This is a genomic window from Winogradskyella sp. 4-2091 (assembly GCF_045765065.1).
Classification (GTDB): Bacteria; Bacteroidota; Bacteroidia; order Flavobacteriales; family Flavobacteriaceae; genus Winogradskyella.
In genome coordinates this window covers 132,408-147,790 of record NZ_JBJKOD010000005.1, presented here as the reverse complement: position 1 = coordinate 147,790, position 15,383 = coordinate 132,408, and the positions used below count along the sequence as shown (strand labels likewise).

At 31.1% G+C, this 15,383-nt stretch carries 19 protein-coding genes; 9 read left to right on the top strand and 10 right to left on the bottom strand.

Annotation, left to right across the window (positions count from 1 at the left end):
- Positions 1 to 11 precede the first annotated feature (11 nt).
- A complete protein-coding gene (locus ACJBCC_RS08510) occupies positions 12 to 626 on the top strand; it encodes a fumarylacetoacetate hydrolase family protein (RefSeq protein WP_407556937.1) in 615 nt (204 codons plus the stop codon).
- Positions 627 to 790: 164 nt separating this feature from the next.
- Here the strand turns inward: ACJBCC_RS08510 and ACJBCC_RS08505 are convergent, their stop codons facing one another.
- A complete protein-coding gene (locus ACJBCC_RS08505; protein ID WP_407556936.1) occupies positions 791 to 979 on the bottom strand; it encodes a hypothetical protein in 189 nt (62 codons plus the stop codon).
- 98 nt (positions 980 to 1,077) lie between these two features.
- Here ACJBCC_RS08505 and ACJBCC_RS08500 point away from each other — a divergent pair, with 98 nt between their 5' ends.
- Both ACJBCC_RS08500 and ACJBCC_RS08495 read left to right on the top strand, forming a co-directional pair.
- Positions 1,078 to 1,485 (top strand): DUF2452 domain-containing protein, encoded by a 408-nt coding sequence (locus tag ACJBCC_RS08500; protein ID WP_407556935.1) that lies wholly within the window; start codon positions 1,078 to 1,080, stop codon positions 1,483 to 1,485.
- Positions 1,486 to 1,591: 106 nt separating this feature from the next.
- Positions 1,592 to 2,353 (top strand): NYN domain-containing protein, encoded by a 762-nt coding sequence (locus ACJBCC_RS08495; protein WP_299101537.1) that lies wholly within the window; start codon positions 1,592 to 1,594, stop codon positions 2,351 to 2,353.
- Positions 2,354 to 2,439: 86 nt separating this feature from the next.
- Here the strand turns inward: ACJBCC_RS08495 and ACJBCC_RS08490 are convergent, their stop codons facing one another.
- Complete coding sequence (locus tag ACJBCC_RS08490) at positions 2,440 to 2,790, bottom strand: hypothetical protein (protein ID WP_299101538.1); 351 nt, start codon at positions 2,788 to 2,790, stop codon at positions 2,440 to 2,442.
- A 162-nt stretch (positions 2,791 to 2,952) separates the two neighbouring features.
- Between ACJBCC_RS08490 and ACJBCC_RS08485 the strand changes: the two genes are divergently transcribed.
- Positions 2,953 to 3,474 (top strand): hypothetical protein, encoded by a 522-nt coding sequence (locus ACJBCC_RS08485; protein WP_299101540.1) that lies wholly within the window; start codon positions 2,953 to 2,955, stop codon positions 3,472 to 3,474.
- Between the two features lie 90 nt (positions 3,475 to 3,564).
- Here ACJBCC_RS08485 and ACJBCC_RS08480 read toward each other — a convergent pair whose 3' ends face one another.
- Positions 3,565 to 4,197: a hypothetical protein gene (locus ACJBCC_RS08480; protein WP_407556934.1), complete on the bottom strand. Its 633-nt coding sequence runs from the start codon at positions 4,195 to 4,197 to the stop codon at positions 3,565 to 3,567.
- A gap of 4 nt (positions 4,198 to 4,201) precedes the next feature.
- Entirely contained in the window at positions 4,202 to 4,696 is a 495-nt protein-coding gene (locus ACJBCC_RS08475; protein ID WP_299101542.1) for an RNA polymerase sigma factor, read from the bottom strand.
- A gap of 136 nt (positions 4,697 to 4,832) precedes the next feature.
- Here ACJBCC_RS08475 and ACJBCC_RS08470 point away from each other — a divergent pair, with 136 nt between their 5' ends.
- The 3 genes from ACJBCC_RS08470 (at position 4,833) to ACJBCC_RS08460 (ending at position 9,259) form a co-directional block, all read left to right on the top strand.
- The gene (locus tag ACJBCC_RS08470) at positions 4,833 to 6,104 is read left to right on the top strand and encodes an NAD(P)/FAD-dependent oxidoreductase (protein WP_407556933.1); all 1,272 of its coding nucleotides are present in this window, start codon (positions 4,833 to 4,835) and stop codon (positions 6,102 to 6,104) included.
- Between the two features lie 193 nt (positions 6,105 to 6,297).
- Positions 6,298 to 8,448, top strand: coding sequence for a TonB-dependent receptor (locus tag ACJBCC_RS08465; RefSeq protein ID WP_407556932.1), 2,151 nt, complete (start codon positions 6,298 to 6,300; stop codon positions 8,446 to 8,448).
- An 82-nt stretch (positions 8,449 to 8,530) separates the two neighbouring features.
- The gene (locus tag ACJBCC_RS08460; protein WP_299101547.1) at positions 8,531 to 9,259 is read left to right on the top strand and encodes an energy transducer TonB; all 729 of its coding nucleotides are present in this window, start codon (positions 8,531 to 8,533) and stop codon (positions 9,257 to 9,259) included.
- A 106-nt stretch (positions 9,260 to 9,365) separates the two neighbouring features.
- On the opposite strand, the gene ACJBCC_RS08455 is transcribed toward ACJBCC_RS08460, so the two are convergent.
- Both ACJBCC_RS08455 and ACJBCC_RS08450 read right to left on the bottom strand, forming a co-directional pair.
- The gene (locus ACJBCC_RS08455; protein WP_407556931.1) at positions 9,366 to 9,890 is read right to left on the bottom strand and encodes a GNAT family N-acetyltransferase; all 525 of its coding nucleotides are present in this window, start codon (positions 9,888 to 9,890) and stop codon (positions 9,366 to 9,368) included.
- Positions 9,891 to 10,841 (bottom strand): hypothetical protein, encoded by a 951-nt coding sequence (locus ACJBCC_RS08450; RefSeq protein WP_299101549.1) that lies wholly within the window; start codon positions 10,839 to 10,841, stop codon positions 9,891 to 9,893.
- A gap of 134 nt (positions 10,842 to 10,975) precedes the next feature.
- Here ACJBCC_RS08450 and ACJBCC_RS08445 point away from each other — a divergent pair, with 134 nt between their 5' ends.
- Positions 10,976 to 11,980 carry a sugar kinase gene (locus ACJBCC_RS08445; protein ID WP_407556930.1) on the top strand — a complete coding sequence of 335 codons (1,005 nt, stop codon included), beginning with the start codon at positions 10,976 to 10,978 and terminating at the stop codon, positions 11,978 to 11,980.
- Between the two features lie 55 nt (positions 11,981 to 12,035).
- Here ACJBCC_RS08445 and ACJBCC_RS08440 read toward each other — a convergent pair whose 3' ends face one another.
- Positions 12,036 to 12,560 (bottom strand): hypothetical protein, encoded by a 525-nt coding sequence (locus ACJBCC_RS08440; RefSeq protein WP_299101551.1) that lies wholly within the window; start codon positions 12,558 to 12,560, stop codon positions 12,036 to 12,038.
- Here ACJBCC_RS08440 and ACJBCC_RS08435 point away from each other — a divergent pair.
- Positions 12,550 to 12,714: a hypothetical protein gene (locus tag ACJBCC_RS08435; protein ID WP_407556929.1), complete on the top strand. Its 165-nt coding sequence runs from the start codon at positions 12,550 to 12,552 to the stop codon at positions 12,712 to 12,714. The genes ACJBCC_RS08440 and ACJBCC_RS08435 overlap by 11 nt on opposite strands.
- Before the next feature lie 35 nt (positions 12,715 to 12,749).
- Here the strand turns inward: ACJBCC_RS08435 and ACJBCC_RS08430 are convergent, their stop codons facing one another.
- The 3 genes from ACJBCC_RS08430 to ACJBCC_RS08420 all read right to left on the bottom strand — a co-directional run bounded on the left by ACJBCC_RS08430 (position 12,750) and on the right by ACJBCC_RS08420 (position 15,242).
- Positions 12,750 to 13,181 carry a DUF3995 domain-containing protein gene (locus ACJBCC_RS08430; protein WP_299101552.1) on the bottom strand — a complete coding sequence of 144 codons (432 nt, stop codon included), beginning with the start codon at positions 13,179 to 13,181 and terminating at the stop codon, positions 12,750 to 12,752.
- Positions 13,178 to 14,311: an FAD-dependent monooxygenase gene (locus ACJBCC_RS08425; RefSeq protein WP_299101553.1), complete on the bottom strand. Its 1,134-nt coding sequence runs from the start codon at positions 14,309 to 14,311 to the stop codon at positions 13,178 to 13,180. The genes ACJBCC_RS08430 and ACJBCC_RS08425 overlap by 4 nt, the downstream gene beginning before the upstream one ends.
- A gap of 163 nt (positions 14,312 to 14,474) precedes the next feature.
- Entirely contained in the window at positions 14,475 to 15,242 is a 768-nt protein-coding gene (locus tag ACJBCC_RS08420; RefSeq protein WP_299101554.1) for a DUF4272 domain-containing protein, read from the bottom strand.
- Positions 15,243 to 15,383 lie beyond the last annotated feature (141 nt).

Sequence of the window (15,383 nt, the reverse complement as noted above, 5' to 3'; positions counted from 1 at the left end):
AATTATTACGGATGAAAATAATAGGAATTGGTAAAAACTATATTAACGATATTTCTGAACTTAGTGCAGCAAAAACCGGAAGTCAAACTATATTTACAAAACCAGAGTCTACTTTGGTTACAGATAATAAAGATGTTGAATTCCCTAAAGTAACTAACCAACTTGTTTATGAAGTAGAATTAGTTGCAAAAATTGGTAAACAAGGCAAGGATATCACACTTGAAGATGCTAACTCTTATATCTCAGAAATTGGTATTGGTATAGATTATACTGCTGCAGATGTATTGGCAGCAAGTAGAGAAAATAAAGGACCTTGGGCTTTAGCTAAAGGTTTTGATGGTGCTTCACCAATGTCTAAATTTAAGTTGGTTTCAGAATTTCCTGATTTGGCTGCGATAAATTTTGATTTAAAAATTAACGGAGAACAAAAGCAAGTAGGTCATACAAGTTTAATGATTTATAACTTTGCCGAAATCATTTCGTATGTGTCTTCATTTATGACTTTAGAAGAAGGTGATCTTATTTTTACAGGAACACCAGCTGCTGGTAAAGGTTCTAATGTAATTGGTGATCATTTACAGGCCTCTATTGAAGGCGAATTATTACTAGATTTTAAATTGGTGTAATTCCCAATAATTTAAAACATATGTGCAGTCTTTAATTATATTATAGGCTGCTTTTTTTTACCGTAAATCAATCTTCCCGTCCAATCTTGTTATAAGCACGTATCACTAAGATTGCCCATATAATGACGCAAACAGATACAAATACCGAAAATGAGATTATGATATCATTTGCTTCCATTTAGAATCTGTTTTATAAAAATTAAAATTCCAAGTAAAGTTGGTGCCCAAAGCCCTATAAATATAGCATGTAGATGATCGCCTCTTAAAAATAGATATTCTGCTATACCAATAATTAAAGCACATAATACCAACATAAAGATGTTTAAAGGCCCAATTTTTTTCAATAAGTTCATGTTATAGTATTTATTGTTTTAAAGTTAACAAAAAAATACAATCAATTCATTTTTACGAAACATGATTGCGCTTTATCTTTGCTAAAAGCCTACGCTCTATGTCTAAAGAAAAAAAGCCAGATCAAATTGTTTTTAATGAGAAAACCCAGCGCTACGATGCATCATTAAAACCATATGCCACAAATGTTGGAGCGCCTTCTATACAAGTAACGGATAATTCTACATGGAAAACTAGAAATATTAATAAGGCTAATAAAAAAATAAAAGCAAAGTATTTAGAACTCAAGGCTGAGTATGATAAGATGATGCAGGAGTTAGAATATAATACACTTGTATATAATTCTCGCTATACCTTTGAACCTCTTATTGGAGAAACGTACCATTTATATCGTGATAAAAAGAGTGAACCATTCTTGTCAATAATAAGTCCTGAGAGTTGTAATTTTGATTACATAGGAAGCTTTATACTGAATAGCGAGCTTATTTGGAAAAAAACAGAAGACTAATCAGATCTTAATTCTACACTATTAATTCTGTAAAATTGAAAGAGGAGACGTTGCTTTTAAAAATGCTATACCTTTAAAAGTTGAAATAATAAATTTATTTAAAAAAATGGATATAAAATTAGCAGTGTTAATTGATGGTGATAACATTCCGTCTGCATATGTAAAGGAAATGATGGAGGAAATTGCGAAGTATGGCAATCCAACTATTAAACGAATTTATGGTGATTGGACCAAGCCGCATCTGTCCAAATGGAAAAATATGTTGTTAGAGAATGCCATTACACCCATTCAGCAATATGGCTATACCACAGGGAAAAATGCAACAGACTCTGCAATGATTATTGATGCCATGGATATTTTGTATTCAGAAAAAGTAGATGGGTTTTGTTTAGTATCTAGTGATAGCGATTTTACACGTTTAGCAACCCGATTGAGAGAAGCTGGTATGGCAGTTTACGGCATAGGCGAAAAGAAAACGCCAAATCCTTTTATAGTAGCTTGTGACAAGTTTATATATATTGAAATTCTTAAAAACAAAGACTCTGAGAGTGAGTCTGAATCTGCTGAAACCACAAAATCTGCTAAGAATGATTTCGATAAAATAACCCAAAAGGAAATTAGATTTATTTCTGCAACTATAGATGATGTGGCTGATGATGATGGCTGGGCATTTTTAGGAGATGTTGGAAGTTTATTGCAAAAGAAGCAGCCCAATTTTGATTCTCGAAATTATGGATTTCAGAAGCTCACACCTTTAATAAAATCAATAAATAATTTTGAAATTGAAAGACGCGAAGACTCCAGAGGGCATAAGAAGCTTATTTATGTAAAGATTAAACAAGTCAACACTAAGCGCAAAAAGAAATAAAGTGCAGCGATTAATTTCTTTTCAAACATAAAAAAAAGTATACAGAATAAACAGTATACTTTTTTTTTGACTTATATGGTAAGATATTAGTCAAAGGTTTCAATTTCATTGGCTTCTAAGGCCTTTTTATAATTGGCTTTAACATTGCTTAAATAACCAAAAAACTTACTACCGTCTTTTTTAGTTAAAACAACCTTTAAGTCGCCATCATTTTCTGTAATAACTTCTTTAACAATGACTACATTATTCTTTACACTTTTATAACCTGTTACAGTTCCTCGCTTAATTAAAATGTTCGGTTTCGGAAAGTAAATATGGCTATAAGCTTGAGAGGTAGGGTTTTTTATTATCAATTCATCTCCAACTTTAGGTTGATTATTAGCATTAGCTAAAAAACAGATTCCAAAAAATAAAAAGGCAAAAAATAGTTTTTTCATAATTATTTAGGTTTAAATTGTTAATATCGCAAAAATAAGGCATTGTAAGAGATTATTAAACAGCTTTAAATAATTATTAACAATTTAAATTATATAATCTTTTTAGGTTTTAATTTTTGTTTATTTTAGTTTTAGATATTAATGTAATTCGAAAATTTAAAAATGAAAATATTAGGTATTGGATCTCGAATAATCCATCAAGAATACGGAAAAGGTGTTGTTACCAACGTCACTTCAAAACACTATTGGGTAACATTTATAGAAAATGGTTTAGAAACCATAGATATTGATTCAGAATTTGAAGTCATAGAGGCTGCAGAAGATGAAGTAGATAGTATCAGCTTTTTTGAAGTAGAACAAAGTTTAAAGTCGATTTTAAAAAAATGGTCTGATGTTTCTGAAGTTGTAACCATTGCAGACAAATGGAAAGGTGGAAAATTAATTATGGAACCTGGAGATACTAATTTACAAGGTAAAGAATTACCAATTGATACGTTTTTTCATAAAATAACCATGGTAAGAGATCGCTTAAGAGTTATGGAACAGAAAATCAATTCTAGTAATTTAGAAGAACAAGAGAAGATAGATTTACAACAATACATAACCAGAAGTTATGGTAGTTTAACCAGCTTTAATGTATTATTTAAATTGAAGAGCCAGCAATTTGTTGGTCAGAGAAAATAAAGAATAATTTTAACTAGAAAAAAAAACAGCATCTAATTCAATTAATGAAATTTGATGCTGTTTTTTTTAAGTTGTTGAAATAATATTAATTTACACTTCTAACTTTTTCAATTCGTTATAATTTCTATTAAGGCGTTTTATAAGTATGCCGTAAATTAATTTATAGAATAACCAAAAGAACAATAAAAAAATAGCGAAAGTACCTATAGAAACTGCAGCCATGACAAATAATTGTGTAGAAGAGGCAGCACTCAATTGCTCCTGAATTTCCGGATGTTCGCGTAATGATAAATAAAATACAATTGGAAAACTTATTAAGGCTAGTATGATATTAAAAAGTACATAGTATTTAATTATTTTACGAGTCTTAAGAATGCTTTTCATGAGTTTTCTAGCATTATCAGTTACTGATATAGCACTCTGTGCTTTCCAAAGTAGATAAACAAATAAGATAATAACTGCATAACTAATAATATTCATTGTATTATAAATCCAACTATGACTCATTTCTGAGAGCTGTGATTTCATACGGTCAGAAAGAACAAAGGGTAAAAAGTTGATTAAAATCCAAAACACCAATTCAGCCAAACTAATGTAAAATAATGTTTTTACAATAGATGATGATTTTCTGTGGCTCATCTTATATATATCGCTATCCGAAAATGTTTGAAACTGATTTTCGTTTTGCTTCCAGTCTTTCTTCAATAATTCTAATTCATCCATAATTTTACGGATTTAGTATGGTTCTTAATTTCTTTTTTACACGGTTCATCTTAACACGTGCATTGACTTCAGTAATACCTAAGGTTTCACTGATTTCCCTATAATCTTTATCTTCTAAATATAATAGGACCAAAGCTTTCTCAATATCATTTAATTGATGTACAGCTTGGTATAAAAGTTTTAACTGTTGTTCTTCAGTATCATCATAGTCTTCCGCTTTAATTTTAAATTCTACAGCATCAAACCCTTGCGTTGTTATTCGTCTTTTCGATTTTCTGTATAACGTTATTGCTGTGTTTAATCCTACACGATACATCCAAGTACTAAATTTGGCATCACCTCTAAATTTAGGGTAAGCTCGCCATAATTGTATAGTAATTTCTTGAAACAAATCGTTATGAGCATCTACATTATTAGTGTACAAGCGGCACACCTTATGCACAATGTTCTGATGTTTCTGCAACTGTTCTACAAAACTTTTTTCTAGTTCTTTATTCAATTGATGAGTTAGGTTGGTTATCTAATTAGTAGTGTAAGTTTCTGTTTTGTTACAAATTTATTTAACTAAAGTTAAAAAGCCATTCTTTTACCTGTATTATTCGTAAATTTACTGTAGTAAATTCCTCTATTATTTTATGAATATCCCAGATACAAATAATTCAAGAATCGTCATCATAGGAGGCGGTTTTGCAGGTGTTAATTTAGCTAAGTCTTTGGCAAACAAAAATGTTCAGGTTGTCCTTGTAGATAAACATAATTACCACACATTTCAGCCCTTATTATATCAGGTTTCTAGTTCTGGTTTAGAGCCAGATTCTATTGCTTATCCACTTCGTAAAATAATTAAAAAACATAAAAATTCATTTTTCAGACTTGCTGAGGTAGAACAAATTTTACCTGAGTCTAATGAAATTATAACCTCAATTGGTCATTTAACGTATGATTATTTAGTAATTGCTACTGGTACAAAAACAAACTATTTTGGTAATAAAGCTATTGAATCTAATAGTATGCCAATGAAATCGGTACCTCAAGCTTTAGATATTAGAAGTTTAATATTAGAGAATTTTGAGAAAGCGGCAATTGCCAATTCAGAAGCAGAAAGAGAAGCTTTTCTAAATTTCGTAATTGTAGGCGCTGGACCAACAGGAGTAGAGTTGGCTGGTGCTATAGCAGAACTTAAGAATAATATACTACCTAGGGATTACCACGATTTAAACCCAGAGGACATGCACATTCATTTATTAGAAGGCGCAGACCGTGTTTTGCCACCAATGAGTGAACATGCTTCTAAGAAAGCAGAAATGTTTTTAAAGCGTTTAGGTGTAAAAGTAAGTTGCAATACAATTGTAAAACATTACGACGGAACAACAGTAACTACAAATGCTGGTTTAGCTATGGAATCTGAAACCTTAATTTGGGCAGCTGGTGTTACAGGTGCTCCAATTCATGGTTTAAAACCAGAAGCTATAATGGAAAGAGTAAACCGTTATAATGTCAATCGATTTAATCAAGTGGACGAATATGCCAATATTTTTGCCATTGGAGATATCGCCCTAATGCCAACGGAAGCATATCCTAAAGGTCATCCGCAAGTGGCACAACCAGCTATTCAACAAGGTAATTTATTAGGTAAAAACCTATTGCGTTTAATAGATAATAAACCTTTGAAACCTTTTGTATATAAAGACAAAGGATCAATGGCAACAATAGGTAGAAATAAAGCTGTTGTAGATTTAAAGCATTATAAATTTGGTGGTTTTTTTGCTTGGTTTATATGGATGTTTGTGCATCTCATGTCTTTAGTTGGATTTAGAAATCGAGTGATTGTGCTTTTCAACTGGACGTACAATTACATTAATTTTGATAAAGCTGCACGTCTAATTATTCGTCCTTTTAAGAAATAAGTATTTTGATTGTTGGTTTATAGTTATTGTTTTGATGATTATAACTTAAACTATTGTTTTTCTTTCTAACCATTTATAATATTCAATTCGTCATTTAAAAGTTACAGTTGAGTAACTTAGAATTCTGAGTACATGTAAAATTGTAGAAGTTTGTCTCATCAATTAAAAAACGAACTTTTAATCAATCAAAATCATGAGCAAGCTAATCACTATTCTAATTTTATTAATCTTCGGAGCTGTCAATGCGCAAACTACCATTTCAGGTAAAGTAATCGATACAAAAAATGAGCCTATTTTTGGAGCTAACGTTTATTTAGAAGGAACTTATGATGGCGCAACAACCAATGAAGTAGGCGAGTTTACCTTTTCAACAGAAGAAACAGGAACACTAACTTTAGTGATTTCATTTTTATCGTTTGAAACAAAAACGATACAGAAGGACGTTTCAGAAATGAAGCAACTTCTTATCAAGTTAAGAGAAGATGTAGAATCTTTAGATGCTGTAGTTTTAAGTGCTGGTACGTTTGAAGCCAATGATAATAGCAAGGTTTCTGTTCTTAAACCGTTAGATGTAGTTACCACAGCAAGTGCCTTAGGCGATTTTGTTGGCGCATTACAAACCTTACCTGGTACATCTAATGTATCGGAAGATGGTCGTCTGTTTGTAAGAGGTGGAAATGCAGACGAGACTCAAATTTTTATAGATGGTATAAGAGTTTTTACACCATATACACCTTCTCCTAACAATTCGCCTACACGTGGACGATATTCGCCATTTTTATTTGATGGTATTACGTTCTCAACTGGTGGATATTCTTCAGAATATGGTCAAGCTTTGTCTAGTGTACTGCTTTTAAATACTGTAGATGAACCCGTTCAAGAAAAAACTGATATTGGTATTATGAGTGTAGGTGCTACCTTAGGAAACACCCAAAAATGGGATAACTCTTCACTTAGTTTCAATGTGTATTACATAAATTTAGGACCATATTTAGAAGTTTTTAAAGATCGAAACGATTGGGAAACACCTTATAGTGGCGCACAAGGCGAAACAGTTTTTAGACAAAAATTAAACAATGGTATGCTAAAGTTTTATGCTGCTTTTGATACTTCAAAATTTAAACTTACCCAAGAGGATATCAATTACGAGGATGGTATAGATTTTAAATTAAACAATAGCAATTTCTACGTAAATACATCTTACAAAGGTGTTTTAGGATCAAACTGGACTATGACTACAGGCTTAAGTTACACGTACGCAAAAAATAAATTAGGAATTGAAGCTAGTGATATTGATGGTGCTGAAAACTCAGCACATATTAAGATGAAACTAAAAAAACGTTTCCATAGTAGATTCAAACTTAATTTTGGAGTAGAACAATTTGTTACAGATTACAAAGAGAATTATAGTGATGATACATTAGATGAGACTTATGGTTACGATAATAATATCACAGCAGGTTTTGCAGAAGCAGATTTTATTTTTTCAAAAGATTTGGCCTTAAAAATTGGTATGCGAGCGGATTATAGTTCTGTATTTAAAACAACTGAAGTTGCGCCAAGAGCTGCATTGGCTTACAAAACCTCAAAAAACGGTCAGTTTTCTCTAGCTTATGGAAACTTTTTTCAAAACCCAAATAGGGACGTGCTAAAGTTTAGTCAAGATTTAAGAGCAGAAAAAACGTCGCATTACATTTTAAACTATCAATACGTGAACAACGGTAAAATATTTAGAGCTGAAGCTTACAGAAAGGATTATGATAACTTAATTAAATACAATACTGATTTTGTGCAATTTGATAGTGATTTTAACAGCTCAGGTGATGGCTATGCACAAGGTTTAGATTTTTTCTGGAGAGACAACACAAGTATTAAAAATGTAGACTACTGGTTAAGCTATTCATACTTAGATACAGAACGTAATTATCAAAATTTTGAAACATCAGCTCAACCCAATTATGCTACTAATCATAACTTATCAATAGTTGGTAAATATTGGATTGATAGCTGGAAAAGTCAAGTTGGTTTATCGTATAGTTTTTCATCTGGTCGTCCGTTTACAAATCCTAACACTAATCAATTATTGAGCGAGCGTACAAAATCGTATAATAGCTTAAGTCTTAATTGGGCTTATTTACTAGATCAGCAAAAGATATTATACTTCTCCGTGAATAATGTTTTAGGGTTTAGAAATATTAATGGCTATCAATATTCTAATACGCCTGATTTTAATGGTCAATTTAACAGAAGAGCATTAACACCAGCTGCAGATCAATTCTTTTTTGTAGGTTTCTTTTGGACGATTAGTGAAGATAAAACGGATAATCAGCTAGATAATTTATAAAAATGTTAGGGTTTTAAACATGATGAATGTCATAATTCTAAAGGATTATGATAAGTAAATTTACATTATAAAATTAAACGTCATGGAACTCAAAAAAAACCCAAAAGCCAATGTAGGTCGAAACAGCAGTTTATACTTTGCTGTTGGCTTAAACGTAATGTTACTCCTTACATATATAGGACTAGAACATAAGACTTACGAAAAAGATAATATTACAGCAGATGTATTAATGTTAGATGAGCAATTTGATGAGGACATTCCTATTACAACAATTAATATTCCGCCTCCTCCACCTCCTGCTCAAAAACCTATTATCACAGAGTTGATTACTATTGTTGAAGATGTAGAAGATGTTGAAGAAACTGTTGTGAAAAGTACAGAAATAGGGCAAGATGATATTATAGACGATAGAGAAATAGGTATAGAAGAAGTAGAGGTTGTAGAAGTAGAGGAAGATATAGAAGTTCCATTCTCAGTGATTGAGAAAGTGCCAACATTTCCAGGTTGTAAAGGGACAAATGCACAATTGAGAAAATGTTTTGAAGAGAAAATGCAAGCACATTTATTGAAAAATTTTAAGTATCCGCAAGCAGCAGCAGAGCTGAATATTCAAGGAAGAGTATTTGTGTTTTTTATCATAGATAGAACAGGTAGAATTACCAAAATTAAAAGTAGAGGTCCTAATCCATTGTTAGAAGCCGAAGCACAACGAATTATGAGTTTACTACCAAAAATGGAACCAGGTAAGCAGAGAGATAGAACTGTTAGCGTTCCTTATAGTATTCCTATAAACTTTAAATTACAAATATAAATAGACAACTAATTTATTAAGCTGACACAGTCAAAATCATTGAATCTAAATATTCATTGTGTTTTGGCTGTGTTTTTTTGCATAAAATAATATCAGTAACTATTATTTATAACTCCGGATTCTGCAATACATACCAATTGCATAATTCATCATCACAAGTAAAAGTGCCTGATGGTATTAATCCTATTTTCTTTAAAATTTTATTAGAAACCGTATGATTTACAAGCGCAGCTGCACCAATTTCTTTTAGTTTTAAATCCTTAAAACCATAATCTAATGAGGCTATAGCGGCTTCTGTGGCAAAACCTTTTCCCCAAAATTGTTCTTTGAGTCTATAGCCAATGTCGTAATAGTTAAATTCTTTTCTTACATAATCTTCATATTTCAAACCTGACCAACCTACAAATTTGTTCGACGATTTTTCAATCATAGCCAATCGACCCAATCCATTAGTTTTATACTGTTGTAAGATATTTAATATCATGGCTTCAGATTGTTCTAGGGTTTTAACTGGTTTGTTTCCTAAAAACAAATGCACTTTTGGGTTAGAATCTAATTCAAAAAAATCGTGTTTATCAGCAATTGTAATTGGTCTTAAAATTAGACGTTCCGTTTCTATAATTGTATCCATTTAATTTTTTTTATCGTATTCAATGATAGTTTGTTTCAGTTTTTTAGCTGCAGAGTGGTTAAATTTAAAATCCATTATATTTAAATTATGATGTTCTGAAGCCCATTTAAAAAATAATTGATAGGACTGTTGCCTTTCTTGGTATTCAGTTTCAAAATCTGGAATTTCAGATTCATATATTCGGTATATTTTAGAATCTTTAATTTCAAACCTTCTAATTGACTTATAGGGTGTAACATTTAATAAACGATCTCTATCACAATGATAAGTTGAGAGTACTTCAATTTCGCTATCGTCAACGAGTACAATGATATAATTCATTTTATCATTCATAACATTTCCCCAAGCATAGTTACTGGCATAATTCGTTTTACTACTTATGGTTTTATCTTTATTAAAATACTCTGCAAAATCTTTATGAAGTAATTGAAAAGTCGCAATAGAATCCTTTTTATTATAGGCACTAATAAAATCTTTTACAATTACAGATGCGCTTGTTTTAGGATATATCGCTAAACTGTCCATAGAAGACGTATAAAATGTTTTTAAGTTTTCTAAACTATCTATTTCGCGTTGTAATTGTAAATTGAGTTTATTAAATTTTTCTTGCCTTTCCACTGACTGATAATAGGAGTAAATCAACATATTTATAGCATCGTTTCCATAAGCGTCAATAGCTTCAGGATAAGAATTATTTATAATTGATAAAAAATCTTTTAGATGATTATTACCATTTGAAGACTTGTTTTTAACAATCTCTAATAGTTCTTTATTTTGCTTGAAATATGATGTCATTTTATTAAAATCTGATTCAGAATAATCTAAATTTTCTATAATTTCTAGAGTGTCTTCAAAAATTAATGGCTCTGCTGATTTTGTTTTTATTTGACTATAACCAAAGGCCGAAATAAAAAGACAGATGAGTAGTATGACGTTTATTTTTTTTAACATTAGTAGAATTTTGGCCTTGAGTAGTATTAATTTCAAACAAAATATAACAAAAATTTAGTCATATAGATTTAAGTCTGTATCTTTTATCTCTAATTTACTTTATAAATCCATAATTAGCAAAAAAAATCAATTAGATGAAACAAATTATAACATTTGGAGAGGTTTTAATGCGTATATCACCAAGAGGAAATAAAAAGTTTATGCAATCTAATATTGTTGAATTTTATTTTGGTGGTACAGAGTTAAATGTAGGTATTTCTATTGCTAATTTTGGTGGTAATGTAAAACACATTAGTGCAGTTTCTGAAGATTTTATTGGAGATACAGCCATTTCTTATATTAGAAAATTTGGTGTAAGTACATCTTCTGTTGTACGATCTAGGCGACCTTTGGGTGTTTATTTTTTAGAAGTAGGTGCTGTAATGCGACCAAGTCAAATTTCTTATAACAGATCGCACTCTTCGTTTTCTGAAATTTTACCATCTATGGTAGATTGGGAAAAGGCCTTGAAAAAAGGAAATTGGATGCATTGGACAGGTATTACACCAGCGCTAACGCAAGGTGCTTATGATACTTTAAAAGAAGGTTTAAAATTAGCAAAGGAAAAAGGGATAACAATATCTGCAGATCCTACATACAGAAGTGGTTTATGGAAATACGGACAAGATCCTAAAGAAGCTTTAATAGAATTACTTGGCTATTCTACTATTTTTATTGGTGGAATCAACGAAATTAATGAGGTTTTAGGAACAGATTACAGCTATTCTAACGACGATTTTAAAAAGGCGAGTCAGCAGCTTATGGAAACATTTCCATCCATAGAGAAAGTGTTTGATAAAATACGAACTTCATTAAATGCGTCTTGGCATAAAATTAGAGCTCGTATGTGGAATGGCACAGAATTTAGAGAAACTGAAGATTTAGATATTACACATATTGTAGATAGAATTGGTACTGGTGATGCCTTTGCAGGTGGCTTAATTCATGGTTTACAACATTACGATGATTATAAAGCCATGTTATTTGCATGTGCTGCTTGTGCATTAAAACATACTTATGAAGGTGATGTGAATTATAGCAATGTCGATGACGTAATTAAAATAATTGAAGGAAATATTTCTGGTCGTTTTGTGAGGTAAGATTCAAGTATCGTGAAGATTAAAGGGTTTTAAAAACTCTTTACTGTTATGCAAATTACCATTCGCGCCAAAGGTCTGCAATTCCTTCGCCATCTGCATAGTCTATAGGGTTTAAGCCAGAAGCTATTGTAATCTGGTCAATTAGTTCGCAAAGATCTTCTCTTTCTCCTGTTTCTATAAGTGATTCATCTGTTGCACTTAAGTGATTTAGTTTATTAATAGCATTTTTAAACAAGCCTAGTTTCTTTTTTTCAGTTGCATGTTCTCCAAAATTAATTAATTTATTAATGAGATCATCAAATATTTGTTTTGCAGCGTCACAATTTTCTTGAGTATATTGCTCCATGTCGTACTCAAAATAATTTTCCCTCCAACTTTTAAAGGGATAGATTGCTTTTGTTTTATTTAACTTTTCAGAATAAGACAAACTATCATCTAACTTTAGATTTAAATTTTCATTTGAAATATTCTTTTCTGAAACAGTATTTTTTGGAGGAATTTTTAATGATTTTTTATTTTGATTTGTATATAGGTATATCGCACCACGTATTACTAAATAACCAATAAATATGTACAGCATTTTATTCATATCACAAATGAGAATTAATTTTAACAACTACAAAACCAAAGAAGAAATCGCTAACAGTAGTAGACTATATTTCGTTTTGAGCTTCAAATTAGTTAAAATGTTTTTGTTTTACAGAAACTGTTGTTATAAGAACAGTTGTCACTAAGATACTAATAAATCAAAAATGTAGGAGAAATACATCTATAAACTTACAACTTGTATAATGAGTCCAAACACACCAAGGATTAAGCATAGCGGAATAAATAATTTAGAATCGGCTTTAGCGAAATTAGTGTGTTTCACTTTTTTAAATAATCCTACGTAATTGAAATCTCCAATCGCTCTAATTATAAAAAGTGAAGGAATTATCCAACATGCATAAATAAGAAATGCATTTGGAATATTCAATTGCAGAAAACCAGCTTTTATAACATAAACAAGAGCAAATAAAGCTAGAATTAAGGCAACTAGTAATGTTGCAAACTTTGGGATAGAAGGTGAATTGGTTTCATTCTCATGGGTTGGAATAACACTTTTTAATGCCCATTTACCACCAAAAAGCCAGTAAAAATGTACTAATGATAAAAATGAAAATATAAGAATTAAGATTAATGATAGTATTGAGATCATCATACTTCCGCTAATTGAAAAATTTGTTCATTTTGTTTTCTATTAATAGAAGATGGTGTTAATTTTAAAACCTGATTTCGGAAACCAATTAACAACGGATTTTTAAGATGCGCTATTTTGCCAACTCGCCAACTCGTTTTAACAACTTGGTGTGCTTTTGGTAATCTTAACTTTTGAAACACAGAAAATGCTTTTTCTGTGTTATACTTCGCTAGACATTCTGAAAGTACGTAAGCGTCTTCTATAGCTTGGCATGCACCTTGTCCCATATTTGGAGTGGCAGCATGTGCCGCATCACCAATTAAACATGCATTGCCCTTATACCAAATATCTGTAGGTTTTAAATCTGAAATTTCTGCAGTATTTATATATGCTTTATTAGTAGCCTTTATAATGTTTTTAATTAATGAATGATAGGTATAAAAATATCGATCTAATTGACCAACAGAGAATTCATCTTTATTTTGTTTAAAAGCTTTTAAGGCATACCAATACACTTTATTTTCTGCTATTTGAACAAACCCAAAACGCTCAGATTTTCCCCAAGCTTCATTTAATTCATTTTGAAAGTTTAATGGTAATTGATATTCTGTAACACCTCGCCAACAAATTTGCTTTGCATTTCTAATGTTGTTATTTGGTAATATATTTTCCCTAACTACAGAATTTAGTCCATCTGCACCAATAAGCGTCGTAGATTTAATTTGTTTTCCGTTTTCAAAATTTAAAGTGTAACCATTTGCAGTTTTCTCTAATGCGGTAAGCTTATGGTTAAGCTTAATTTCTGTAGATTTTAATTGTTTAATTAGTAACTGTTGTAAAGTACCTCTATGAATAGCAATACTTTTAGTTTGGTGCTTTTTTTCAAAGTATGAGAAGTCAATTTTAGAAAGTGGCTTCAAATTAGATTTAGTAATATTCATTGAAGACATAACGTTACCATTGGCTTCAATTATTGGTCTTAGACCTAGCTTGTCAAAAACTTGCATAGCATTATTAGCCAAAATGATACCAGCACCAACTGGTTTTATGCTTTCTGCTTGTTCAAAAATTCTTGTTTTTATGCCTTTTTGTTCAAGTGCAATTGCAGTGGTTAGTCCTCCAATGCCTGCGCCAATAATGTCGATGCTCATATTTTTTTAGTTGTTGACAATTGTTTTTATCTAACTCCCTTTAAAACAACTAATTTAATAAATATATGATGAAAAACACCTCGCAAACTCGTAAGATTTTTTATCTACAAAATAGGGTAGAAGCTCATATTAAAACGCAAAGATTGCTGCTGTAGATTATGATTTAAGTGCTTAAATCTGTTTCGTCCCAAGCTACATCTTTAGAGAGCATCCAGGTTAATGAATGTCTGCGCTCGTGAATTACGCCTCCATTTCCCATAGGATCAAAACCTTGTGGTACTGTGTCTCTGCCTAATTGTGCACTTCTAATAGCATTATGTAAGCAATAGAATAAATCTTCTTTTTGTTTTAAAGTTTCCATTGAGAGTGTTTCTTTTTCTTCTATCCAACGTTCTACACTTTGATCTAGGGGACAGCTAAAATTCATTAATATATCTTGCATTTGTTCGCTAGACATCATTTCTCCTATAATTTCAGGTTCCTTGTATCCAAAAAACCAAGCTAATGGCCAAGCGTTTTCAAATTTCCATCCTATGGCATTTCTGGCCTGTTCATTGTCTCGTGTTTCGATAAGAATTCCCATCTCATTGGTATCCATAAAATCTTTGAGACCATTTTTATCTATAAATTCTAGGATTTTATCACTTTCTAAATTGTCTTCAGGAATCATTAACCAAAGCACTAATGCTTTTATGGCATTGAGCCGTTTTGCAATTTCAATAGGAGGTCTTAATTCACGTTCTAATTCTGTAGGCAATGAACTTGCTGGTCTAAAGCCAGCATTAAGACAAATAGTTAAATTATTTAGCCTTAAATCTGTCATCCAAGGCACCTTTTTATACGTTTCTAAAGTGGCTTTATTATTAGTGTCATTTTGGTTGTTACTATTGTTGTTATCTTTTGAACCAAATAATTTTTTTAGAAAACTCATGTTATTAGTTTGTGTTTTAGGTATTGTTAAATGTTATTGAAGCTCTTAATCACAGCCACCACAGCTACTGCAACCGCTATCACATGATGATCAGCGAGAAATGTCGTATTCAGAATCAAAATGAGAAAATACACCTGATGT